Source organism: Novosphingobium jiangmenense (assembly GCF_015694345.1).
GTDB lineage: Bacteria > Pseudomonadota > Alphaproteobacteria > Sphingomonadales > Sphingomonadaceae > Novosphingobium > Novosphingobium jiangmenense.
Genome location: NZ_JADQDC010000001.1, coordinates 1 through 22071, shown reverse-complemented (window position 1 = coordinate 22071; position 22071 = coordinate 1). Strand labels below are relative to the sequence as shown.

Annotated in this window: 20 protein-coding genes; 8 read left to right on the top strand and 12 right to left on the bottom strand. The window is 65.6% G+C overall.

Annotation, left to right across the window (positions count from 1 at the left end; genetic code table 11):
• Positions 1-5: 5 nt before the first annotated feature.
• From I2488_RS00095 to I2488_RS00085, 3 genes are all read right to left on the bottom strand, one after another.
• Positions 6-2168, bottom strand: coding sequence for a catalase (locus I2488_RS00095; protein ID WP_196273776.1), 2163 nt, complete (start codon positions 2166-2168; stop codon positions 6-8).
• 157 nt (positions 2169-2325) lie between these two features.
• A complete protein-coding gene (locus tag I2488_RS00090) occupies positions 2326-2541 on the bottom strand; it encodes a hypothetical protein (RefSeq protein WP_196273775.1) in 216 nt (71 codons plus the stop codon).
• Between the two features lie 61 nt (positions 2542-2602).
• Positions 2603-3376, bottom strand: a complete 774-nt coding sequence (locus I2488_RS00085; protein ID WP_196273774.1) for an enoyl-CoA hydratase/isomerase family protein — start codon at positions 3374-3376, stop codon at positions 2603-2605.
• A 124-nt stretch (positions 3377-3500) separates the two neighbouring features.
• On the opposite strand from I2488_RS00085, the gene I2488_RS00080 reads away from it, so the two are divergent.
• Positions 3501-3890, top strand: coding sequence for a ribonuclease HI (locus I2488_RS00080; protein WP_196273773.1), 390 nt, complete (start codon positions 3501-3503; stop codon positions 3888-3890).
• A 62-nt stretch (positions 3891-3952) separates the two neighbouring features.
• Here the strand turns inward: I2488_RS00080 and I2488_RS00075 are convergent, their stop codons facing one another.
• Both I2488_RS00075 and I2488_RS00070 read right to left on the bottom strand, forming a co-directional pair.
• Positions 3953-6313, bottom strand: coding sequence for a TonB-dependent receptor (locus I2488_RS00075; RefSeq protein WP_196273772.1), 2361 nt, complete (start codon positions 6311-6313; stop codon positions 3953-3955).
• 183 nt (positions 6314-6496) lie between these two features.
• The gene (locus I2488_RS00070; RefSeq protein ID WP_196273771.1) at positions 6497-8713 is read right to left on the bottom strand and encodes a TonB-dependent receptor; all 2217 of its coding nucleotides are present in this window, start codon (positions 8711-8713) and stop codon (positions 6497-6499) included.
• A 467-nt stretch (positions 8714-9180) separates the two neighbouring features.
• Here I2488_RS00070 and I2488_RS00065 point away from each other — a divergent pair, with 467 nt between their 5' ends.
• The 3 genes from I2488_RS00065 (at position 9181) to I2488_RS00055 (ending at position 12432) form a co-directional block, all read left to right on the top strand.
• Positions 9181-9957 (top strand): TIM barrel protein, encoded by a 777-nt coding sequence (locus I2488_RS00065; RefSeq protein WP_196273770.1) that lies wholly within the window; start codon positions 9181-9183, stop codon positions 9955-9957.
• Between the two features lie 174 nt (positions 9958-10131).
• On the top strand, positions 10132-11472 hold the full coding sequence (locus tag I2488_RS00060) for an MFS transporter (protein ID WP_196273769.1): 1341 nt from the start codon (positions 10132-10134) through the stop codon (positions 11470-11472).
• A gap of 12 nt (positions 11473-11484) precedes the next feature.
• The gene (locus tag I2488_RS00055) at positions 11485-12432 is read left to right on the top strand and encodes a ThuA domain-containing protein (protein WP_196273768.1); all 948 of its coding nucleotides are present in this window, start codon (positions 11485-11487) and stop codon (positions 12430-12432) included.
• Between the two features lie 3 nt (positions 12433-12435).
• Here the strand turns inward: I2488_RS00055 and I2488_RS00050 are convergent, their stop codons facing one another.
• From I2488_RS00050 to I2488_RS00040, 3 genes are all read right to left on the bottom strand, one after another.
• Entirely contained in the window at positions 12436-13086 is a 651-nt protein-coding gene (locus tag I2488_RS00050) for a cytochrome b/b6 domain-containing protein (protein ID WP_196273767.1), read from the bottom strand.
• 99 nt (positions 13087-13185) lie between these two features.
• Complete coding sequence (locus I2488_RS00045; protein ID WP_246465382.1) at positions 13186-14748, bottom strand: carboxylesterase/lipase family protein; 1563 nt, start codon at positions 14746-14748, stop codon at positions 13186-13188.
• Between the two features lie 7 nt (positions 14749-14755).
• Positions 14756-15589, bottom strand: a complete 834-nt coding sequence (locus I2488_RS00040) for a nuclear transport factor 2 family protein (protein WP_246465381.1) — start codon at positions 15587-15589, stop codon at positions 14756-14758.
• 172 nt (positions 15590-15761) lie between these two features.
• On the opposite strand from I2488_RS00040, the gene I2488_RS00035 reads away from it, so the two are divergent.
• The gene (locus I2488_RS00035; protein ID WP_196273764.1) at positions 15762-16616 is read left to right on the top strand and encodes a 3-keto-disaccharide hydrolase; all 855 of its coding nucleotides are present in this window, start codon (positions 15762-15764) and stop codon (positions 16614-16616) included.
• 272 nt (positions 16617-16888) lie between these two features.
• Here the strand turns inward: I2488_RS00035 and I2488_RS00030 are convergent, their stop codons facing one another.
• Positions 16889-17389: a TspO/MBR family protein gene (locus I2488_RS00030; protein ID WP_196273763.1), complete on the bottom strand. Its 501-nt coding sequence runs from the start codon at positions 17387-17389 to the stop codon at positions 16889-16891.
• 148 nt (positions 17390-17537) lie between these two features.
• Between I2488_RS00030 and I2488_RS00025 the strand changes: the two genes are divergently transcribed.
• The gene (locus I2488_RS00025; RefSeq protein WP_196273762.1) at positions 17538-17966 is read left to right on the top strand and encodes a GFA family protein; all 429 of its coding nucleotides are present in this window, start codon (positions 17538-17540) and stop codon (positions 17964-17966) included.
• Here I2488_RS00025 and I2488_RS00020 read toward each other — a convergent pair.
• Genes I2488_RS00020 through I2488_RS00010 form a run of 3 tightly spaced genes read right to left on the bottom strand, consistent with a single transcriptional unit; the run spans position 17948 to position 20122 of the window.
• Positions 17948-18718 carry a TIM barrel protein gene (locus I2488_RS00020; protein ID WP_196273761.1) on the bottom strand — a complete coding sequence of 257 codons (771 nt, stop codon included), beginning with the start codon at positions 18716-18718 and terminating at the stop codon, positions 17948-17950. The two genes, I2488_RS00025 and I2488_RS00020, sit on opposite strands and share 19 nt — an antisense overlap.
• A 3-nt stretch (positions 18719-18721) precedes the next feature.
• A complete protein-coding gene (locus I2488_RS00015) occupies positions 18722-19720 on the bottom strand; it encodes a sugar phosphate isomerase/epimerase family protein (RefSeq protein WP_196273760.1) in 999 nt (332 codons plus the stop codon).
• Between the two features lie 15 nt (positions 19721-19735).
• Entirely contained in the window at positions 19736-20122 is a 387-nt protein-coding gene (locus I2488_RS00010; RefSeq protein WP_196273759.1) for a C-glycoside deglycosidase beta subunit domain-containing protein, read from the bottom strand.
• A 122-nt stretch (positions 20123-20244) separates the two neighbouring features.
• Between I2488_RS00010 and I2488_RS00005 the strand changes: the two genes are divergently transcribed.
• The gene (locus tag I2488_RS00005) at positions 20245-21864 is read left to right on the top strand and encodes a GMC family oxidoreductase (RefSeq protein WP_196273758.1); all 1620 of its coding nucleotides are present in this window, start codon (positions 20245-20247) and stop codon (positions 21862-21864) included.
• Positions 21854-22071, top strand: a 218-nt coding sequence (locus I2488_RS19400) for a hypothetical protein (RefSeq protein ID WP_214652132.1), incomplete at its 3' end; no start/stop codon positions are given. The genes I2488_RS00005 and I2488_RS19400, both read left to right, overlap by 11 nt.

Genomic DNA, 22071 nt, shown 5'->3' with positions numbered 1-22071 from the left:
CTACCTCAGGCGAGATCGCGGATCTTCGGCTCGCGCGCGAAGTGGCGCACCGGGCCGACCTCCATAAGCTTCTCGTTGGGCACCACGCCCTCGTCCGGCTCGACGCCCGCCTTGGCGAGGATGACCTTGGTGCCGTTGCAGTGGGCGATGGTCTTGCAGTGGCCATAGGCATCCATGAACCACTGCACCGCCGCGCCCTGCTTCGCCAGTTTCTCGGCCTCTGCCGGCATCAGCACCGAGGCCACTGCATCGAACAGGACCGAGGGCGAGCCATCGAGCTTGCCATCGGCCTTGAGCGTGCCGCCCTTTACGGACAAGCCGCCGACCTTGGGCGCCACGAGGAACACCGCGCCGCCCGCCGCCTCGACATCGGCCTTGAGCTGGTCGATCGTCGCCTTGTCCGATCCTTCGGCAAAGAGGATCCCGACCTTGCGGCCCTCGAACGTCATCCCCGTTCGTTTTTGGGCCTGCTTCTGGATCGAGAGCGCATCCGATGGCTTCATCTCCACCGGCTCGCGCGCGGCAGGCGCCTTTTCCGGCAGGTCCATGGCAAGGCCATCGGCGACGCGCTTTGCCAGCGTCTCGTCGACATTGCGCAGGCGTGAGAGCACCCGCGCCCGCACATGCTCCATCGCGCATTTCGAAAGCTCGAACACCAGCGCCGAGGCAATATGCGCCTGCTCGTTCTCGGTCTGCGAGTGGTAGAACAGCGCTGCCTGGCTGTAGTGATCGGCAAACAGCTCGGCCCGCACCCGCACCTTCTCGGTCGGATCGTTGCGCTCGCCATTCTCGCGGAACGAGGTGAAGCCGGTGTCGGGACAAGCGCGCGGCCCGCTGTCCTCGCCCGCCTCTTTCAGCGAATTCGGCTCGTAGTTGGCGCGGCCCGTCGGCACCAGCGTCTGCATCAGGCCATCGCGCTGCATGTTGTGGAACGGGCACTTGGGCGCGTTGATCGGGATCTGGTGGAAGTTGGTCGTCCCCAGCCGCGATTTCTGCGTGTCGAGGTAGGAGAACAGCCGCCCCTGCAGCAGCGGGTCGTTGCTGAAATCGATGCCGGGCACGACATTGGTCGGCAGGAACGCCGATTGCTCGGTCTCGGCAAAGAAGTTGTCGACATTGCGGTTGAGCGTCATCCGCCCGATGATCTCTACCGGAATATCCTCTTCCGGGATCAGCTTGGTCGCGTCGAGCACGTCATAGGGCTGTGCCGCCGCAAATTCCTCGTCGAACACCTGCACGCCAAGGTCCCACGCCGGGAAGCTGCCCATGGCGATGCTTTCGAACAGGTCGCGGCGGTGGAAATCGGGATCGGCCCCGGCGATCTTCACCGCCTCGTCCCAGATCAGCGATTCCAGGCCCAGCACCGGCTTCCAGTGGAACTTGACGAACTTGCCCTGCCCTTGCGCATTGACGAAGCGGAAGGTGTGGACGCCGAAGCCCTGCATCATGCGCAGCGTGCGCGGGATGGCGCGGTCGCTCATCGCCCACATGATCATGTGCATGGTTTCGGGCATCAGGCCAACGAAGTCCCAGAACGTGTCATGGGCACTGGCCGCCTGCGGATAGCCGCGATCAGCTTCCATCTTCACCGAATGCACCAGGTCGGGAAACTTCATCGCATCCTGGATGAAGAACACCGGGATGTTGTTGCCGACCAGGTCCCAGTTGCCCTCGTCGGTATAGAACTTCACCGCAAATCCGCGCACGTCGCGCGGGGTGTCGATCGATCCGGCGCCGCCGGCCACCGTCGAAAAGCGGGCGAAGACCGGGCAGGTCGTGCCCTTCTTCTGGAACAGGCCGGCGCGGGTCAGTTCGGGGATCGCCTTGGTCACCTCGAACACGCCATGCGCGGCAGAACCACGGGCGTGGACGATGCGCTCGGGGATGCGTTCGTGGTCAAAGTGGAAGATCTTTTCGCGCAGGATGAAGTCTTCGAGCAGAGTCGGCCCGCGCTCGCCCGCCTTCAGGCTGTTCTGGTTGTCGGACAGGCGGTGCCCGAAATTGTCGGTGAGGAAGGCCGCAGGCTCTACCTTCGCGCCTGCGTCCTGATGCGTTTCGCCAGCATTGCCCTCCTGCGTGGCATAGGGCGGCTGCCCCTCCCCGGGCTGGTGGTCGGCAAGAGCGTTGTCGAGCGCGGGGGAATGGTCGGGTGCGGCGGTCTTGGCCATGGCGCGGCTCCTTGCAACGGCGCGCGGGCATAGGCGCGGCGATGCGCCCTTGCGCGGAACGCCCGGGGGAAACTGTCTGGATTGAAAAAGAAAGGACCGCCGCGCGCTCTGGACGGGAGGGGGGGGAACGAGGGCGCGGCGGTCCCAGGGGAACTGCTCAGGTCGGGCGGGTGGCTTCCCGCGCCTGCTTCTTCTTCATGGCGCGCGATACCACCCAGGTGCCGCCGGCGGCTGCCAGCATGCCCAGCGGGCCCATGCGCCGCATGACCGTGGCTGCGGCAACGCCAAGCAGCGCGCCGGTGCCTTCGCTCATGCCGGGGGTGCGGTCGGCGATCTTCTTGCCGACCACTGCGGAAATGATCTTGCCAATCATCGATTACCTCTTCGGAACCCCTCCAGAACCGCGCGCGGCGGAGTTGGTTCCAAGAGGTGAGTTAGCTTCCGAAAACGGGCTTGCGCTTCTCGACGAAGGCGGTCGTCCCCTCGCGGAAATCGGCGCCTTCGAAGGCCGAGGCGAACACGCGCAGGCTTTCGGCATCGTCGGCCACCTGCCCGTCGAGCACGTTGCGCACGAAGCCCTTGATCGCCTGCGTCGAGAACGGCGATACGGCGAGCAGTTGCGCCACCAGCGCGTCCTCGCCGTCGGCCAGTTCCTCGACCAGCCCGACCGACCTGGCTTCCTCGGCCCCCAGCAACATGCCGGTGAACAGCATCCGCCGCGCCTGCCCCGGTCCGACCAGATCGACCAGCAGCTTCACGTCATGCAGCGGATAGACGAGGCCGAGCCTGGCCGGGGTAATCCCGAACCGCGCCGCTGGCGTGGCCACGCGCATGTCGCAGGCCAGCGCAATGCCGCAACCGCCGCCCACGCAATCGCCCTCGACCATCGCCACGGTCGGCAGGCGGAAGCGGGTGAGTTCGAACTGCGCGCGGTTGATCGCCTGCTGGTTCGCGGCCCGCCACGCGGCATCGTCCTTGTTGGCGAGGAGCTCGGCAATGTCCGCGCCCGCGCAGAACGCGCCGCCGCTCGCCGATTTCACCACCAGCACGCGGCAGGCCGGATCGGCGTCAGCCTCGGCCAGCAGTTCGGGCAGGCGCTGCCACATCGCGATGTTGAAGGCATTGCGCTTGTCCGCACGGTCGATCAGCAGCCGTGCCACGGCGCCATCGCGCTCCAGCCGCAAGGTTGTGCCAGCATCATCGCCCATCGCGTGCCCCCCGTTGTATAAACAGCGGTCGCTCTGGACGCATCGTCGCGCCTTGGCAACTCCTTGGCAACTGGGCGCAATGCCACAGCTTGCACGATCCGCGCGCGTGGATAGACCGGTCGCCATGGAGCGCAGGATCAAGGTCTATTTCGATGGCGGTTGCCGCCCCAACCCCGGCCCGATGGAAGCCGCCGTGGTGATCCGTGGCCGCGCGCATGTCTTCGACGATCTCGGCAGCGGAACCAACACGCAGGCCGAATGGCAGGCGCTGCTCTGCGCGCTGGAACTGGCCCAGGCGGCGGGGCTTAAGGACTTCGACCTGCTCGGGGATTCGCGCGAAGTGACCGGCGCAGCCAACCGCGCGCTGGTGCAGGGGCAGGCCTCCACCGGTCCGGCGCAGGCCTTCCTCGCGCTTGCCGCCGGCCATCCCCCGCGCCGCGTGCGCTGGATCGCGCGGGCGCAGAACCTCGCCGGGATTGCGCTGGAAAAACGCCGTGAGAGCGGTGCGGGATAGCCCAAGGCAATGAGGGCAGGCCTTTCGACCTGCCCTCTCCCCCGTCACCCGGATCGTGGTGATCAGAAGTCGAACGTCAGCCGCACGCCATAAGTGCGCGGTGCCGCGAACTGCCAGTTGTAGATGTCGTCCGGCCCGGCCACGGTGAACCCGGCATAGGTCAGCGGACGGTTGTTCTCGATGTTGCGGACAAAGCCCTGCAGGCTGAAGCGCTTGTTTTCGGGCGCGTAGGTCAGCGACAGGTCGGTCTGGGTAAAGGCCGTCTGCTTCGAATCGCGGTAGTTGAAGATGTCGCCGAAGTACGAGCTCTTGAACGTCGAGAACACGCTGGCGGTCAGGCTGCCCATGTCGCCCAGCGGGATCACCTTGTCGTAGGCCAGGGTGATCGTCCATTCCGGCGTCATCGGCGGCGTGTTGCCGGCAAGGCTGGGCTGGGTGACGCGGCCCGGCGTCGTTTCAAGATCGCCGACCGTCAGCAGGCCGTTGCCGCTGCCCGAACGGCAACCCGAACCGTTGACGCAGAACACCGGGATGGCGGTCAGCAGCGAGTTGTACTCGGCATTGACGTAGTTCGCCGTGGCCGAGAACGTGTCGTTGTCCGAAAGCTTGATCACCGCTTCGGCTTCCACGCCCCAGATCGTCGCCTTGCCCGCGTTGAAGATGCGGCCGCCCTCGGTCGTGTCGAGCAGGACCGAGACCTGCAGGTCCTTGTAGTCATAGTAGAACCCGGCAAGGTTGAAGGTGTGCTGGCCCGAGGCGCCGAAGTTCTTCTTCAGCCCCGCTTCGTAGGCGGTGTTGGTTTCCGGCGCATACTGGCCGACGGAGTCGAAGCCGCCCGCCTTGAACCCGGTCGAGACCTTGGCATAGATCAGCGTATCGGCATCGGGCTTGTAGTTGATGCCCGCCAGCCAGGTCAGCTTGTCGGCAGCCGAACCCAGCGTCAGGTTGCGCAACGGCGTGCCGGGGTTGGCCGGACGCACGGACCCGGTGTTGAACAGCGGGTTCGAGGGATTGGCGATCGCCCCGCCATGGTCGCGATAGCGCGCCGAACGCTTGTCGTCAGTATAGCGCAGGCCGCCGACCAGCGTGATCTGGTCGTTCACCTTGAAGTCGGCCTGCCCGAACACTGCCCAGCTGCGCGATTCCACGTCGCGGAAGAAGTAGTTCACGTAGCCGCCGTTGGGGCCAAGCAGGAACGGCGGCGGCGGGGCGCGATAGAGGCCGCGCTCGACGTCGAGCTGCTCGTTGAAGTAGAACGCGCCGGTCTGCCACACCAGCCGGTCGCTCTCGCCATTGAGGCGCAGTTCGTGGCTGTGGGTCTTCGTGTCCTGGATGAAGGTGTTGAAGCGATAGCCCGGCGAGAGCGCAATGCTCGCGCCGATGTCGGTGAAGCGATAGCCGCCGATATAGGTCAGCGTCGCGCCGCCGAAATCATAGGCAATGCTGCCGCGCGCCGCGGTCGACTGCACATCGTTGCGGCCAAGGCCCGTGGTCGGCGCATCATAGCGCGAACGGTTGACCTTGGAGAGGTTGTTGGTGTTCTTCGGGATGCACTGCGTGCCCGGCACCGACGGGGCGATCTCGACCCAGCCCGGAACGGCCGCACAGCCTGCGCCCGGCGAATTGCCCGGCGCGTTGAAGTTGATGAAGGCCTGGTTGGGCAGGATCACGTCCTGTTCGACGCGCTCGATCGCGGCGTTGATCTTCAGGCCCGAGACCGGCTCCAACCGCAGGCTGACGCGGCCGCCCCAGGTGTTGTCGGTGCCGCTGCGGGCATTGATGTTGGGGTGGAAGTTGTAGCCGTCACGGTCGGAGTAGATGCCCGAGACGCGGATGCCGCCCACGTCACCCAGAGGTACGGTCACGCCGCCCTCGGCAATCACCTGGTTGAAGTTGCCATAGCTGACGCTGCCGTTGGCGGCGAATTCGCTGCCGGGCTTGCGGGTGATGAAGTTCACCGCGCCGCCCGTGGCATTGCGGCCATAGAGCGTGCCCTGCGGCCCGCGCAGCACTTCGACGCGATCCATGTCGAACAGCGCCGCGTTCAGCACCACCGGGCGGTTGATGTATTCGCCGTCGATGTTGATGGCGATGGCCTGGTCCTGCGCCTCGTCGTTGCTGTTCGAACCGATGCCGCGCACGGTCACGCGGGTCAGGTTGGTATCGTTGACGATCTGCAGCACCGGCGCCACGCGCTGGAGCGAGACCAGGTCGGTCACGCCTGCGGCCTGGAGCGCCTCGCCGCTCACCACGTTGATCGCGATCGGCACGTCCTGCACGTTCTGCGAACGGTTCTGCGCGGTTACGATGATCACGTCGGAGTCGGCGGTCTCTGCCGATTCGCTCTGTGCCCATGCGGAAGTGAACGGGGCCAGCGCGCCCGCACCGCACAGCAGCAGCGTCTTGAATCCTCGGGTTGTCATGCTTGTCTCCTCCCAAAACGCATCCGCTGCCGCCGCGCGGCTTTGCGAATGGTTTTTTTGGAATAGACATTCTATTTTTCAGATTCTCGTCCGATTCATTTCGGAACATTGCCAGCAGCGAAAAGAAAGGGCGGACCTGCGCCAGCAGGCCCGCCCTTCCGGCATTCACAAGGCGTCAGGCGATCAGAACTTCACGCCTGCGCGCACGCCGATCAGGCGCGGGTCGGAGAAGGTCACCGTGCCGAAGGCCCCCGTCCCGGCGCCGGTCAGCACGAGGTTGTTCTCGAGGTTCTCGGCGAAGGCGGCCACGTAGAAGCGGTCGTCCGGTGCAGTGTAGGTCACCGAAACGTCGCTCTTGGTGGTGCTGGGCTGATAGAAGTAGGCGAAGTTGGCAAGGTCGGTCAGCTCGTACTGGCCGCGGCCTGCGGTCTGGGCGTCGAACACGATCTTGCCGTCGCCGACCGGCACCGTGTAGTTCACGCCGACGATCCAGCTCCACTTCGGGCTGCGGTTCAGCGCACGACCGGCGAAGTCGATCGTCGGCTGCGGCTTGAACTGGCCGTAGCGCGCGTTGAGGTAGTTCAGCGCGAGGCGGATGTTGAAGTGCTCGGTCGCCTGGACGTTGGCATCGAGTTCCACGCCGTCGACCTTGGCCGAACCCGCGTTCGAGGTGACCTGGCAGGGACCGCCGCAGGCATTGGTCACGGCCGAGAGCTGCAGGCCCTTGTAATCGTAGTGGAACACGGTGCCGTTGAAGCGGACCGCATCGCTGACCTTGAACTTGAAGCCCGATTCATAGGCGGTCAGCGTTTCCGGATCGTAGTAGAGCGCGGCGGCAGGCAGCGCGCAGCCCGGACCCTTGCCGGTTTCGCAACCGTCGTTGAAGCCGCCCGCCTTGTAGCCGGTCGAGACCGAGGCGAAGATCAGGCCCAGCGGGCTGTCATAGTCGATGCCGGCGCGCCACGTCACCTTGCTGAAGGTGCGCTTGGCGTTGTTGGTCTGGAAGGTGGTGCGGCCGAGGAAAGTGCCGACGCTGTAGGAATTGCCGATCGAGGAATAGGCATCGAGCACGGTTGCGCCGACGCGCGACTTGAGGTCGCTCGAATAGCGTACGCCGCCGGTCAGCCGCACGTCGGGCGCGATCTCGTAGGTCGCCTGGCCGAAGACCGACTTGTTCTCGGCCACGGTCGGCTCCTGCGGGAAGCCGAAGCGGGTGTTCGGAGCCAGCAGGTTGTTGATGAAGAACGCGATGCCCGAACGTTCCTTGAAGTAGTAACCGCCGATCTGCGCCTGGAGCGGACCGTCGCCGCCATAGGCAAGGCGCAGTTCGTGCGAGGTCTGCCAGTAGCGACCGACGAAGTCGGCCGAGACCGCGCCGGTGCCCAGGTTGCTGAATTCGCGGCGTTCGGATTCACGATAGGAACCGAGATAGGTCAGCGTGACGTTGCCCATCGTGTAGTTGAGCTCGCCCATGATGCCGTCATCGGTGTTGTCGCGCGCGGCCTGCTGGGCCTGTGCCGTCGCCAGCAGGCGGCCTGCGCGGTTCGACGGATTTCTGTAGCTCGGACGCTCGAAAGTCGGGCGCGCACCGCTGACGATGTTCGAGAAGAAGTTGCTGGGCGAAACGCCGTTGGTCGGGTTGCCCTTCTGCCAGCTGTAATCGCCGACGAGCAGCAGGCTGAGATCCGGGCTCGGCTTGAACAGCGCCGAAAGGCGGATCGTCTTGTTGTCCTTGAACGGGCTGAGGCCGATGCCGTCGCCGGCGTTGCCATCGATGATGTAGTTGTTGCGGCGGTCGACGTTGGCGGCCACGCGGAAGGCGAGGCTGTCACCGGCCGGAATGTTGACCACGGCCGTGGCGTTCAGCGCGTCATAGTTGCCATAGGTAACGTCGGCACGGGCGCCGAACTCGAACTTGGGCTGCACGGTCAGGATGTTGACGACGCCCGCAGTCGAGTTGCGGCCATAGAGCGTGCCCTGCGGGCCGCGCAGCACTTCGATGCGCTCGATGTCGAAGAACGAGACTTCCTGCGCCTGCGGTCGGGCGAGGTAGATGCCGTTGACCATGAACGCGGCCGAGGGATCGCCCTTCTCGGTGCCGTCGGTGCTGGTCACGCCGCGGATGGTGATCTGCAGGCCATTGCCGCGCACGATCGACAGGTTGGGCACGGTTTCTTCAAGCTGGGTCGGGTTGGTGATGCCCGAGCTGATCAGGTCGTCACCGGAAACCGCGCTCATCGCGATCGGCGTCTTGGACAGCAGCGAAGACGTGCGGTTGGCGGTGACCACGATGTCGCCGTCGCTAGGCTCCTGCGCGGCGTCCTGCGCCGTGTCCTGTGCGAACGCGGGCTGGCTCAGCGCGATTGCCGAAACCAGGCATGCAAACGTCAATTTTCTCATTCTCTTTCCTCCCTGCAAAAGTCCTGCTCCGCTCCGGCTGGGCCGGTGCGGTCGGGCTTCTCGCTCGAGGAAAAAGGGCGCGTTGGATTGCGCGCTGCCGCGGCCTTTCGCGGCACGATCCGGGGCTGTGGCGAACCCGGCTCCATCCTCTCCTCTCGCGGTGTCTCGCCCGCTTGCGACAAACTGTTGCGAGAATTGTCAACGCTGTCAACGGGGTCGCGTCTGCGCCTGCGCAAAATCGCAGGTTATTATCAGATGTGAACGTTCATCTTCCGCAGGTCGGATATTTGACGTGATCCAGCGCACAGGGATCAGGCTATCCGGGACGAACCGCAATTCGATTGACGGTCTGAGTCTTGACCGCCCGAACGATCAATGCGAATAAGCATTCCAATAAAGTAGCGGCCCTTTTCGCCGCCAGGCAAACGTGTCCAAGCGGGCACGGGGCCGCCGATTGGGAGATCGACGTGCCTTCTGCTGCTTACCCGCTTTCATCCTGCATCGAATGGCAGTTCGCCGAAGCCGGTGACCTTGCCCAGCGCATCCGCGCCGCCAAGGCCGGGGGCTTCGATCTGGTCGAGTTCCACCTGTGGCGTGACAAGCCCGTCGAGGAGATCGGCGTGGCGCTGGCCGAAACCGGCGTTGCCCTCACCGGCATCTGCGTTGACCCGCGCCGCTCCATCGTCGACCCGGCAGAGCGCGCCGAGATGGTGCAGGCCGTGCGCGAGACCATCGCCGCCACCGCCCCGCTCGGCAAGCCGCCGCTGATCGTCGCCTCGGGCTTCAAGGTCGAAGGCATGAGCGAGGAAGACCACTTCGCCAACGCCGTCGCCGCGCTCAAGGAAGCCGCCGCGCTGGCCGAGGAAGCGGGCGTCACGCTCCTGCTCGAACCGCTCAACACCCGACTGTTCTCGGCGATGTACCTCGTCAGCACCACGCTCGGGCTGGATCTGGTCGAAGCCGTCGGCAGCCCCAACCTGCGCCTGCTCTACGATGTCTGGCACAGCGCCGTGATGGGCGAGGACATCGCCGAAGTGCTTGCAGGCCGCATCCACCTCGTCGCCCACGTCCAGGTCGCCGACATGGACGACCGCAACGAGCCCGGCACCGGCAGCGTCGACTGGGGCCACGTCATGGGGACGCTCGAAAGCCTCGGCTACAAGGGCAGCATCGGCATGGAATACTTCCCCACCCTGCCGATGGACCAGTCGCTCGAGCTGACCCGCAAGACGCTGGCGCTCTGACCTAACCCACGCTGCGGTCCGGGAGAGGAATGTGGCAAGCAAGACAGAACGAAACGTAACTCCCAAGCTCCCTCCCCTCAAGGGGAGGGTCGGGGAGGGGTGCCCCACACCAGCGATGACGCGCAGCTTCGCCGCGCTCCCCCACCCCAACCCCTCCCCGACGGGGAGGGGCCAATGACCACCCGCCTCTCGTTCCTCGAACGCCTCAGCTACGGCATGGGCGACATGGGCACCAGCCTTGCCTACAACATGGCAAGCGGGTTCCTGCTGTTCTACTACACCAATGTAGTCGGCATGCCGGCGGCGGGGGTGGGCACGGTGTTCCTGATCGCGCGCCTGCTCGATGCGGTGATCGATCCGGTGGTCGGCATTCTGGTGGACAAGACCCGCAGCCGCTGGGGCCGCACGCGCGGCTATTTCCTGTTCACCGCCCTGCCCTATGCCCTGCTCACCGTGGCGCTGTTCCACGTTCCGGCGTGGAGCCACTCGGCGCAGCTGGTCTATGCTTTCGTCACCTTCAAGGGCCTCGGCATCCTGATGTCGGTCCAGGCGATCCCCTACACCGCGCTGATGCCGATGATGACGCTCGACCCGAAGCAGCGCCTGAAGCTTTCAGGGATGCGCGGCGTCGGCACCTCGATCTCGGTGGTGCTCGGCACGGCGGCGGTCATGCCGTTGGTCGGCGTGTTCGGCGGCGCTGACCAGAACAAGGGCTTCCAGTACGTCGCGATGCTCTTCGCCGCCATCGGCCTTGCCTGCACGCTCGCCCTCTTCGCCAACTGCAAGGAGCGTTTCGAGGACGGCTCCTCGCCCGATTTCGCCATCGGTCCGGCGGTCAAGGAGATGCTGCGCAACAAGGCCTGGGCCGTCGTCTTCGCCTCGTGCCTGCTCTACTTCATCCGCTTCGGCCTGATGATGAGCGCGACCGCCTATTTCGCGATCGACGTGATGCGCCAACCCTGGCTGATCTCGGTCATGCTCCCGGCGGTCTCGGGGATGCTGCTGCTCTCCTCGTTCGTCGCCCCGCCGATCCTTGCCCGCACCGGCATCCGCAAGGGCAGCGCCTTCGTCCTCGCCCTCGCCGCGGTGATCTTCGCCGTGCTGCCACTGGTGCAGGGCAACACCGCCGCCTTTCTCGCGCTCTACATCGCCGCGTGCCTTGCCACCTCGATCACCATCACCGCCGCCTTCGCGATGATCGCCGAGACGGTGGACTACCACGAATGGAAGTTCGGCACCCGGCGCGAGGGCCTGCTCTCGGCCGGCATCAGCCTCTCGACCAAGGTCGGCATGGCCATCGGCACCGCAGGCTTCGCCTTCATGCTCGGCGCGGCGGGCTACGTCCCCGATGCCGTGACCGACACCGCCCGCGAGGCGATCCGCTGGACCTACTACGGCAGCGCCGTCGTCCTCCTCGCCCTGCAGACCGTGGTCGTCCTGATGTGGCCGATGGACGGCCTCCACGAAACCATCCGCAACGATATCGCCGCGCGCCAGCCCGCAGCGGCGGAGTAAGGGAGAAGCCCAGTGAAGAAGCTCCTCGCCGCAATGCTTGCGGCCTGCATCTCCGTGCCTGCCATGGCGCAGGTCATCGTCACCATCGACTATCGCCCGCCCGAAACCGTGCAGCGCGTCACCATTCCGGTGAACCCCGCCGAGAACCGTGTGAAGGTCCTGATCATCTCGGGCCGCAATTCCTACGAGCATGACTGGACCGGCGTGAACAACATGCTGCGCACCATGATGCAGGACTCCAGGCGCTTCGACGTGCGCGTGACCGAGGATTTCGACAACGGCACGCTGGAAACGCTGAAGGGCTACGACGTAGTCCTGCTCAACTATTCGAGTCGCTGGAACTATGCCGATCCGGTCCAGCACGTCTGGTCCGACAGCGCGTTCAAGGCGCTCTACCAGTACGTGCGCGAAGGCGGCGGGCTCGTCGCCTATCATTCCAGCTTCACCTGGGGGCGCGATATCCCTGAATACAAGAAGCTGATCGGCGGCGCGATGGAGCCCGGCTCCAGCCGCCGCGCGCCTCCGGGCGCCTTCCCGGTCCACCTGGTAGACCGCACCCACCCGATCACCGCCGGAATGCGCGAGTTCGTCTGGACCTACAACGACGACATGTACACCAACATGGCGATGGACCCGGAGGCAAAGATCCACGTCCTCGCCACAGCCCACGATGCCGCGTCAGCCTATGACCCCAGGCTGACCGGCCCCAAATACCCCGCCGCCGCCTACACCCCCGAAAAGCTGAAGGCGATGAAGGGCATCGACGCTGACCACCCGCAAGTGTGGACCGCCGACTACGGCAAGGGCCGCGTCTTCTCGATCACATTGGGCCACGACGAAGTCTCGCTCCACTTCCAGCCGCTTCAGACCCTGCTCCTGCGCGGCACCGAATGGGCCGCCACCGGCAAGGTCACCCTGCCCGTGCTGGAAGAAGCCAGGGACTATCCGGTCAAGCCCTAGCAATCAGACCATCGCAATCACCCACACGACCGCCGCCACAACCGCCGCCCCGCCCACGGCGCGCAAGGGGGACCAGGCGATGTCGTCCACCGCCTCGCCGGGCGCGCGATCGCGCCTGCCGGTGATCATCGGGCCGATCAGATCGCGCCCGACGAGGAACTGATAGAAGCCGATGGCACTCACATGGACGCCGATCACGGCCAGCGCCACCTTGAACGCCGCCTCGTGCAGCTGCGCCGCAGCGCGGGCCGCGCCATGGCTCAGGTATCCGGCGAGCGGTCCCGCCTCGCGCCCGTCAGCATTGACCGCAAACAGGCCCGCGCCCGCCAGCGTCAGCAGCACCAGCAGCAGCGCCGCCACGCTCCACCCGCCCAGCGGATTGTGCCCGTCGGTGGGATGCTCGTCGCCCGCCTTGCGCGCATAGGCCAAGACTTCGCGCGGGCCTTTGAGGAACGAAGCGAAGCGCGCCGTGCGCGATCCGGCAAGGCCCCAGAACAGGCGGAACAGCAGCAGCGCCAGGATGGCGAGGCCCGATCGGCGGTGCCAGTCCATCGCGCCGTTCTCGCCGCTCCACCACGAGAAAGCAAACAGCCCGAGCAAGGACCAGTGAAACAGCCGCACCGGCACGTCCCACACGCGCACCTTCTCTGCCATAGGCCAAGCCCCCGCCCCGCGCCGCCATGTGCGGCGGTCATGGCGAAGGTTGTGCCACGGCCTGCGCCCGCCGCCAAGCACGGCAGCGCAGGCGCTGCGTCAGATCAGCCCCAGCTTGCCTCCGCTCTGCGCAAAGGCCTTGAACGCCTCGAACCGTTCGGGCGAGGACACCGCCGCGCGCATCCCCTCGCGGTCGCCCAGCCCCATCACGCTCGCGCTGGTCCTGCCGACCTTGGCCCAGCCCTTCCCCGGTGCACCTGTCCGCATGAAGGCGAGCAGGCGGTCCTGCCACTGCCTGACCACGCGCGCCTCGCCGGGCTTCCACGCCCGCTCGCCAATGCCGATGTTGCCGAACACATAGGGCAGCTGCGACGTGTGGAACGCGCCCCACGATTGCCCGCCTTTCGCCGCCGGATAGGCATGATCATAGAGGTAGGCATAGACCGGCTGCTGCGCGCTGCGCGTGCGCTCCTTCGCCCACAGCAGCACGCCTGCCATATAGCGGTCGCGCGCGATCAGTGCATTGGAAGCCACCGCCTCGGCCTCGGTCGCATGGGGATAGAGCGCCAGCAACCGCTCGGCAAAGTCGCCATAGCGCGCCCGCACCGCCGCCTCGAACTGCGCGGGCGTGCGCACCGACATGTCGATCATCTCGGCGCTGTTGTAGCCGGTGATCAGCGGCGCCGGGCTCGCCACCGGCCCGCTCGCGCGGACCGGATCGAACGGCACCACCTTGCCATCGACATTGGGGACAAAGCGCAAGGGCGGCGGGCCGCTGGTGGCACCAGGTACATAGCGCGTCGCCTCGATCAGCGCCTCGGCCGGAAGCTCGCGCATTTCCGCCATGCTGGCCTTGCCCAGCTTGGCGGCCAGATCCACGCCCACCGCCTCGTTCTTCGCCAGCGGCGGCACGTCCACCGCCATGCTCGCCCCGCTGAAGGCAATCGCCTTGTCGAACAGACCCTTGGCCATGGGCGAGACCATCAGGTCCGCCACCGAGGCCGCACCCGCGCTTTCGCCCGAAACGGTGACGTTGCCCGCATCGCCGCCGAACTTCGCAACGTTCGCCCGCACCCACTTCAGCGCCGCGATCTGGTCGAGCAGGCCATAGTTGCCCGAAGACCCCAGCGGCGATTCCGCCGTCAGCGCCGGGTGCGCCATGAAGCCCAGCACGCCTACGCGGTAGTTGATCGTCACCACCACCGCCCCGCGCGAGGCGAGCTTTGCGCCGTCGTAGATCGGCAGGCTCCCCGCCCCGCCGCCAAAGCCGCCGCCGTGGATGAACACCAGCACCGGCAGCTTCTTCATGCCCGCACCCTTGGGACGCCAGACGTTGAGCGTCAGGCAGTCCTCGCTCATCGGCGGCCCGGCAAGGAACTCTGCCGTATAGGGCCCCCATGGCGCCGGCACGCCCTGCTGGCACACCGGCCCGAACGCCGTCGCCTCACGCACGCCCTGCCACGGCGGGGCCGCCTGCGGCTCGCGCCAGCGCAGCTCGCCGACCGGCGGCGCGGCATAGGGAATGCCAAGGAACGCATCCGCCCCTGCATTGACGGTCCCACGCACCTCGCCACCGGACGTGGAGACCACACCTTGCGCGAAAGCGCCGTGCGCGGTGAAACCAAGGGCGAGCGCCCCGGCGAAAATCAGCCTGCGGTTCATGGGGCTCTCAATATTCGAAGGTTTCGCTGATCGTGCGATAGGGCACCGGCGGCGGCGCATCCAGGGTCTGGCCGGTGTCGGTGCGATAGGGATTGTTGCGCATGGTCACCGGCGCATCGGGCTTGGGCATCAGCACCGGCTTGCCGTCCTCGCCGAAGTACATCAGATCGTCGGCGAAGGGATTGTCCTGCGATTTGGCGGCAAACGGGATCCAGCCCACGCCATGGGGCGAACGCGCCACTTCATAGCAGTGGAAGTGCCAGATCTTCCATTCGCCGTCCTGGCGGATGAAGTCGACGCCGTACTTCACCATGATCTCGTGCATCCACACGCGCTTGCCATCGACCAGCAGGTCCTTGACGTACATGAACTCGGGCGCCTGCTTGGCCGCCTCGACATCGGTCAGGCCCGATTCCACGCCGGCCATCACGAACAGGGCCTTGGCGGTCTTGCCGTCCTCGGCCACCTCGATCAGCGGCGAGGCGAGGTAGTGGAACACCAGCTTGCCCTTCGGATTGGGTCGCTGCGCATGATAGGCCATGATCGAATCCCACGAGGTATAGACCCCGTTGTTCGAATACTGCGCGCGGATCCCCGGCGTGCCCTTCTTCGCCCAGAGCGGCACGATCTCGGGATCGTGGAAGGCATTGTGCAGGTACATGTAGCGCGAGAACAGGTTCTGGATGTCGCCGCGGTCACGCGCGGTCTGCGCGGTGGCGCGCAGCTGCGCCACTTCGGCCTTGAGCGCGGCAATCTCGGCGGTAACGTCTTCCTTCGCCGCAAGCGGACTCGTCACTGCACACCCGGCGGCAACCGCCATCAGCATCGCCTTGAGCTTCATCTCCATCTCCCTTCGCTGTCGTCGATCGCGGCGCGTCTTCGCGCTCGCCGCAGCCCGTTTCAGAATAAGTATGGTGATTCTAAAACAACGGTCAAGCGACACTTGACCGCCCGCGCAAAAAGTTGAAACCTTCATTCTAATAATGAGGATCAAACGACAGGGAGAGCCGCCGATGCCCAGCCGCCGCACCATGCTTCAGGGCCTCGCCGCCGCTGCTGCGACAACCGCCCTCCCCGCATCAGCCCGCGCCGCCGCTGCCGCCCCCTCACCATGGCGACCGCTGTTCAACGGCCGCGATCTCGATGGCTGGACGATCTATCAGGACGGCGAAGGCAACCGCGATGCCCACGATGCCATCCGCATCGAAAAGGGCGGCGTGCTGCACATGCTCGGCCAAAGCTTCACCGGCCCTGACGTCAATGGAAGCGTCAGGGCCAGCTTCGGCCACATCGCCACGAAGTCGCTCCACGGCAACTACCACCTGCGCATGGACTTCCGTTTCGGCGAGCGCCGCTTCGCCCCGCGCGCCTGGCAGCGCCGCAACTCCGGCCTGCTCTATCACATGGGGCCGGAGCTTGACCGTTTGTTCCCCGATTGCGTCGAGTTCCAGTTCGAGGAAGGCGACATCGGCGATGCGATCATGGTCAACACCCGCGCGCTGCAAGGCCCGCTGCTCGGCGGCACCCCGCTCTGGCCGACATACTTCCCCGGCCTGCCCACCACATATGCCGATCCGATCAACGCCGGCGGCATCGCCCGCCAATGGCACCGCCACGCAGGCGATTACGAGCGCATCGATGGCTGGAACACGGTAGACCTCGTCGCCATCGGCGATCAGGCGGCGCACATGGTCAACGGCCGCATCGTCAACAGCCTGTTCCGCATGGCAGGCCGCACCGGCCAGCCGCTCACCCAAGGGCGCATCGCGCTCGAATTCGAAGCCGCCGAAGTGTTCATGCGCAACGTGATGATCCGCGACCTGACCGAGGCCGAGATCGCCCTGATCCGCAAGCAGGGTTCGTACTGAAGAACGAACCTCTCGCTCGTCATTGCGAGGAGGTGAAACCGACGAAGCAATCCAGAGCGTGGTTCACGACGCTCTGGATTGCTTCGCTCCGCTCGCAATGACGAAGCGCGTTTGCGAATCCAGCAGTCGGCAAACAAGGAAGGCGGCCAAAAAAAGGGGGACGGCCCGAATGCTCGAACCGTCCCCTTGAAGTTCAGGAACTCTGACTGGCAGAGCCCTTCGGGTCGCAAAGCCCGATTAGCTCGGTTCGTCGCAGAAAAATGTGCGGCAATTCACACGTCGCGAAGATTTCTCTCACGCTTGCCGAACGGACCGTTGAGCCGCACGATCGCCAGGTTCAGGCAAGCGGCAAAGCTCACCCAGGCAAGGTAGGGCACGATCAGCCAGCTCGCGAGGACCGAAAAGGGCCGCAGCATCACGCACAGCGCCAGCACCGATATCCACAGCGGCACCACCTCCACCAGCGCCCAGTCCGGCCGCTTCAACGTGAAGAACAGCGGCGACCACAGGAAGTGGAACACGAAATTGGCGGCATAGAGCATCACGATCATGCGCCGCCCCCAGTCATCGCCCGCGCCTTCCCACGCCAGCACCATCGCCCACGCGGCAAGGCCGAGGATCACCGTCCACGCCGGGCCGAACAGCCAGTCCGGCGGCTGCCACGGCGGCTTGCGCAATTCGCGATACCACGCGCCGATCTTGGTCAGCACCCCGCCAAGCCCGCCCAGCACCACGGCCCAACCTATTGCGACGATTACATGTGTTTCAGGCATCACAAGCCCATGCGCCTTAAGCAGAAGCCCGACAACCGACGATTTCGCACGCGGCCCGGACTGTGCCCGATTCGCGCCGAGGCGCACTGTCAGGAAGCCCTCTCCAGGCAGCTTGGGCGCAGCGATCCGCTTCTGCTATAGCGCTGAAATGACGGAACTCTCCTGCCACTGCGGCCAAGTCGCCCTTCGCATCGCAACCACGCCCGCGTTCATCCACGCCTGCAACTGCTCGCTCTGTCGCAAATCGGGCGCGCAATGGGCCTATCTGGCGCCCGACGAAGTGGCGATTACCGGCCCCACCACCGGCTATGTCCGCGCTGACAAGCCCGGCGCGGGGGCTGAGATCCGTTTCTGCCCGGTGTGCGGCAGCACCACCCATTTCGTGCTGACGCCATCGACAATCGCGCTGCACGGCAACACCATGGTCGGCGTCAACATGGCGCTGGCCGACGAGGCCGCGCTCACCGGCGTGGAAATGCGCTTTCCCGACGGCGCCGCCTGGGCCGGTGAAGGCCCGTTCGGCTACCTGCGGGAAAGCGTGATCATCGGGTCAGGCGATCAGCCGCACAGCCCCTGAATGTACGTGAACGCCTCGGCCGAGGGCTTGGTCGGCAGGAGTTCCAGCCCGACCGTGCCCTTGTAGCCCAGCCGCTCAAACAGGGCGAGCGCGCCCGGCCAGTCGATGTTGCCGCTGCCCGGCTCGCCCCGCCCCGGCGCATCGGCCACCTGCACGTGCACCACCTGGTGCATCGCCGCCTTCAGCGCGCTTTCCGGGTCCTCGCCCTCGACCACCGAGTGGTAGAGGTCGTAGAGCACCTTGACGCGGCGGTGGTCGACCATGTCGGCCACCACCACGCTGTCCTGCGTGGTCGAACACAGCACACCGGGATGGTCGAAGCGGGTGTTCGCCGATTCCAGCAGGATCGTCACGTCCAGCTCCTCGGCCACCGGCAGCAGCTTGCGCAGGGCATCGGCGAAGATCGCCAGCTGCACCGGCCGCTTCAGCCACGGCACGCCGCGCCCCGAGGTGACCACCACGTTCGAACAGCCCAGCGACTTCGCCGCCGTCGCCGCCTCGCGGAAGGTCTCGACAAAGCCCTCGTGCGTGGCGGGATCGACCAGCTGCGTCACATAGTCCGCAACCGTGCTGATCAGCTCCACGCCGTGCGTATCGAGCGCCGCCTTGATCGCCCCCAGATCGCGCCCCTTCAGCAGGAACAGCTCGACCTTGCGGAAGCCCGCTGCCGCCGCAGCAGCAATGCGGTCCTCGATCTTCTCGCCCGCTTCGGTGAAGCCGTATTCAAGGTTTACGGAGAGTTCGAATGCCATGGCTCACGAACCCCAGATGCGGCGGGCCATCGCCTGGTGGCGGCGGACCTGCTCGAAGGCATCGCGCATGTCATAGGCATGGCCTTCCCACTCGGAGACCATCGTCCCGGTGAACCCGCCATCCTTGAACAGCGGCAGGATCGTGTCGTAATCGATCGCTTCCTCGACCAGATCCTCGCTCACGCCATAGAACTTGCCGTGGATGTGGATGGTGCGATCGACCAGCGCGGCCCAGGACTTGGGATCGTGGTTCGAAAGGATGAAGAAGGCAAGGCAGGCCGCCTGGATTTCCAGCGGGCTGTGGCCCTTGGGCGCGGCCCATTCGCGCAGGCGTCCGGCCTTCTCGTGGCTCATCCCGTCTTCCAGCCAGACTTCCTTGAGCTTGTCGAGCAGGTCTTCCTTCGCGCCCTTGGCCCTTGCAGCATCGAGCATCGATTCCGGAATCCGGCTCGCCGTGCCGCCGAAGTCGGGAATCCAGCCAAGGTAGGGCGTGTTCAGCTTGTCGTACATCTCGCCATAGGCCTGCACGGCGGGGTGCCCGGCCCACATCGGCGCGTGGACTTCCACGCCCATGCGGATGTCCAGCTCCTCGGCATAGGGCGCGATTTCCGGCAGCAGGTGCACCGGCAGCGCGAACTGGTAGCGCACCAGGCTGAAGCCCAGCTTCTTGGCGCTGCGCAGCTGGCGCTTGTGGTATTCGACCAGCGCGGCATCCTCGATCGGCTGCGCCCCCGGCTTGAGGAAGCGGTCGGAATTGATCGCGCACGACACCGGGTTGAGTCCGGTATCGGCCAGCATCTGCTTGAACTCGTCGGCGAACCTGTCCGAAACGTCCGGAAACTCGCGGAAGTTCTGGAAGCCGATGATCTCGATGTTCGGACCCAGCCCGCGCTTGGCGACTTCGGCCATCAGCGTGTCGAGTTCGAACTGGCGGGTCAGGAACTCGTTGGTGAAGGAATAGAGCGTGACGCCCGTCTGGGGGCCGGTTGCGGTCGTGGTCATAATGCCGGTCCTCTCTCAGGCAGCTTCGACGATCAGGGTGGAGGTCTGCGGATTGGTCCGCCGCATTCCCGGAATGTAGGGTGGGCTGATGAACAGGTTCAGCGACACCTCATGCGCAGAACCCGCGTCCGCCTTGAGCGAAGGCAGCACCAGGAACGCCGAATCGCGGATGAACCAGAAGGTGTCGACCTTCTCGCCGTTCTGGGACAGCGGCCATTGCTCGCCATTGTATTCGATCAGCGCGTCCGAAAGATCCACAGCTTCACCGTCGATCGACAGCGGCCCCACCTCGACCACCGAAAACGGCAGCGAGCGATACCACGGCAGGCGCATCGCCAGCTTCAGCCCGCCCGCCGTAGCGGCAAGCCCTTCTTCCCCGATCACCCGTTCCACTGGCAGCACGTTCGCTCTCCCGATAATTAGAATTTGTCTTCTAATCGTCGCTTGACACACGGTCAAGGCCTGTGCAGATAAAAAGAGAACTTCAGTTCTATTCTAATTTCAGGACGGGTGCCAAGAGGGTCATGGCGGAATTCGATTACATCATCGTCGGTGCAGGCTCGGCAGGCTGCGTGCTCGCCAACCGCCTCAGCGCCAATCCGGCAAACCGCGTCCTGCTGATCGAGGACGGCGGCGACAACCAGCACCCCTTCATCAAGATGGCCGGCGGCTTCATCAAGATGATGGGCAACCCCGATTACTTCCGCGTCTTCCCCACCGCCCCGCGCGAAGGCATGCGCGGCGGCATCCACACCTATGGCCGCGGCATGGGCGGCTCGTCGGCCATCAACGGCACCTGGTATCTCACCGGCATGCCCAAGGATTTCGACAGCTGGACCGAACAGGGCCTCGCCGGCTGGGGCTGGAACGACATCGCCCGCTGCTACGCCAAGTTCGAGGACTACCGCGAACCCGGCGCCCACCCGGGCCGCGGCCGCGGTGGCGAACTGCAGGTCACTGCCTCCACCTACCAGTCGCCCGTGCTCGATGCGCTTGCCGCCGGCTTTGAAGCGCAGGGGATGCCCTGGCTCGATGACATCACCACGCCGGGCAAGCAGGGCGTCGGCCGCAGCCAGTATACCGTCGATCGCAAGGGCGTGCGCGAAAGCTCGTACAAGGCTTTCGTCATGCCGATCCTTGGTCGCCACAACCTCACCATCGCCCAGCACACCGCGGTTTCGCGCGTGGTGATCGAGCAGGGCCGCGCCACCGGCGTCGTCGCCCACGCCCACGGGCAGGAGCGCATCCACACCGCCACGAAGGAAGTCATCCTCTCGGCCGGCGTCTACGGCTCGCCCCACCTGCTCCAGCTTTCCGGCGTCGGCCCCGGCGCCGTGCTGCAGGAACTCGGCATCCCGGTGGTCAAGGATCTCGCCCGCGTCGGCCAGAACCTGTCCGATCACAGCAAGTTCGGCGTCTCGTTCGACCTCACCAACCACCCCGGCACCAACCGCGAATTCTTCGGTTGGCGGCTCTATCGCAATGCGCTGCAGTACTTCCTCACCGGCACCGGCCACCTCGCCCGCGTCGGCATGCCGCTGACCGGCCTCTACGCCAGCGAGGGCACGGACAAGGACTGGCCCGACCTTCAGGTCGCCGCCGCCCCCTTCGCCATGCGCACGGTCAACGAGATGGCCTCAAAGCCCGGCAGCCCGCTCACGCCCAATCCCGGCCTGACCTTCTCCGGCTACCACCTGCGCCCCAAGAGCCGCGGCTCGATCCGCCTCGTCTCGCCAAACTTCCGCGATGCCCCGGTGGCCGACGCCGCGCTCTGGACCGACCCCTCGGACAAGGCCAAGAGCCTCGAACTCTTCCGCCTGTTCCGCGCCATCGCCAATTCGGAGCCGCTCAAGCCCTACATCGGCACCGAACGCATGCCCGGCCCTGACGTGCAGGACGAAGCCGCGATCCTCGCCGAACTCGCCAAGATGGTCGAAGTCGGCCTCCACGGCACCGGCACCTGCGCCATGGGCACCGACCCGGCCACTTCCGTCACCGACGCCCGCACCCGCGTCCACGGCATCGGGTCCCTGCGCGTCGTCGACTGCTCGATCATGCCCACCCCCGTCTCCGGCAACACCAACGGCCCCGCCATGGCCGTGGCAGAACGCGCGGCGGAGATGATCCTGGAGGATGGGCGGTAACAAGCCCCTCCGTCATTCGCTGACGCAAATGCCCCCTCCCCCTTTGTGCTTCGTGAAAATGGGGAGGATCAACTCCTTCAAAATCCTCCCCATTTTCACCGCAGGTGCAAATGGGGAGCAACCGTCTTGTTATGCGGTCCATGGTTGGTTGTTTTTGACCATGGCGTTGAGAGCGCAGATGAGTTTGCGCATGATGGCGATGAGGAT

Coding starts and splice junctions, on each gene's coding strand:
- I2488_RS00095 (WP_196273776.1), bottom strand. CDS start 2,168: ATGGCCAAGACCGCCGCACCCGACCATTCCCCCGCGCTCGACAACGCT.
- I2488_RS00090 (WP_196273775.1), bottom strand. CDS start 2,541: ATGATTGGCAAGATCATTTCCGCAGTGGTCGGCAAGAAGATCGCCGAC.
- I2488_RS00085 (WP_196273774.1), bottom strand. CDS start 3,376: ATGGGCGATGATGCTGGCACAACCTTGCGGCTGGAGCGCGATGGCGCC.
- I2488_RS00080 (WP_196273773.1), top strand. CDS start 3,501: ATGGAGCGCAGGATCAAGGTCTATTTCGATGGCGGTTGCCGCCCCAAC.
- I2488_RS00075 (WP_196273772.1), bottom strand. CDS start 6,313: ATGACAACCCGAGGATTCAAGACGCTGCTGCTGTGCGGTGCGGGCGCG.
- I2488_RS00070 (WP_196273771.1), bottom strand. CDS start 8,713: ATGAGAAAATTGACGTTTGCATGCCTGGTTTCGGCAATCGCGCTGAGC.
- I2488_RS00060 (WP_196273769.1), top strand. CDS start 10,132: ATGACCACCCGCCTCTCGTTCCTCGAACGCCTCAGCTACGGCATGGGC.
- I2488_RS00050 (WP_196273767.1), bottom strand. CDS start 13,086: ATGGCAGAGAAGGTGCGCGTGTGGGACGTGCCGGTGCGGCTGTTTCAC.
- I2488_RS00045 (WP_246465382.1), bottom strand. CDS start 14,748: ATGAACCGCAGGCTGATTTTCGCCGGGGCGCTCGCCCTTGGTTTCACC.
- I2488_RS00040 (WP_246465381.1), bottom strand. CDS start 15,589: ATGAAGCTCAAGGCGATGCTGATGGCGGTTGCCGCCGGGTGTGCAGTG.
- I2488_RS00035 (WP_196273764.1), top strand. CDS start 15,762: ATGCCCAGCCGCCGCACCATGCTTCAGGGCCTCGCCGCCGCTGCTGCG.
- I2488_RS00030 (WP_196273763.1), bottom strand. CDS start 17,389: ATGCCTGAAACACATGTAATCGTCGCAATAGGTTGGGCCGTGGTGCTG.
- I2488_RS00025 (WP_196273762.1), top strand. CDS start 17,538: ATGACGGAACTCTCCTGCCACTGCGGCCAAGTCGCCCTTCGCATCGCA.
- I2488_RS00020 (WP_196273761.1), bottom strand. CDS start 18,718: ATGGCATTCGAACTCTCCGTAAACCTTGAATACGGCTTCACCGAAGCG.
- I2488_RS00015 (WP_196273760.1), bottom strand. CDS start 19,720: ATGACCACGACCGCAACCGGCCCCCAGACGGGCGTCACGCTCTATTCC.
- I2488_RS00005 (WP_196273758.1), top strand. CDS start 20,245: ATGGCGGAATTCGATTACATCATCGTCGGTGCAGGCTCGGCAGGCTGC.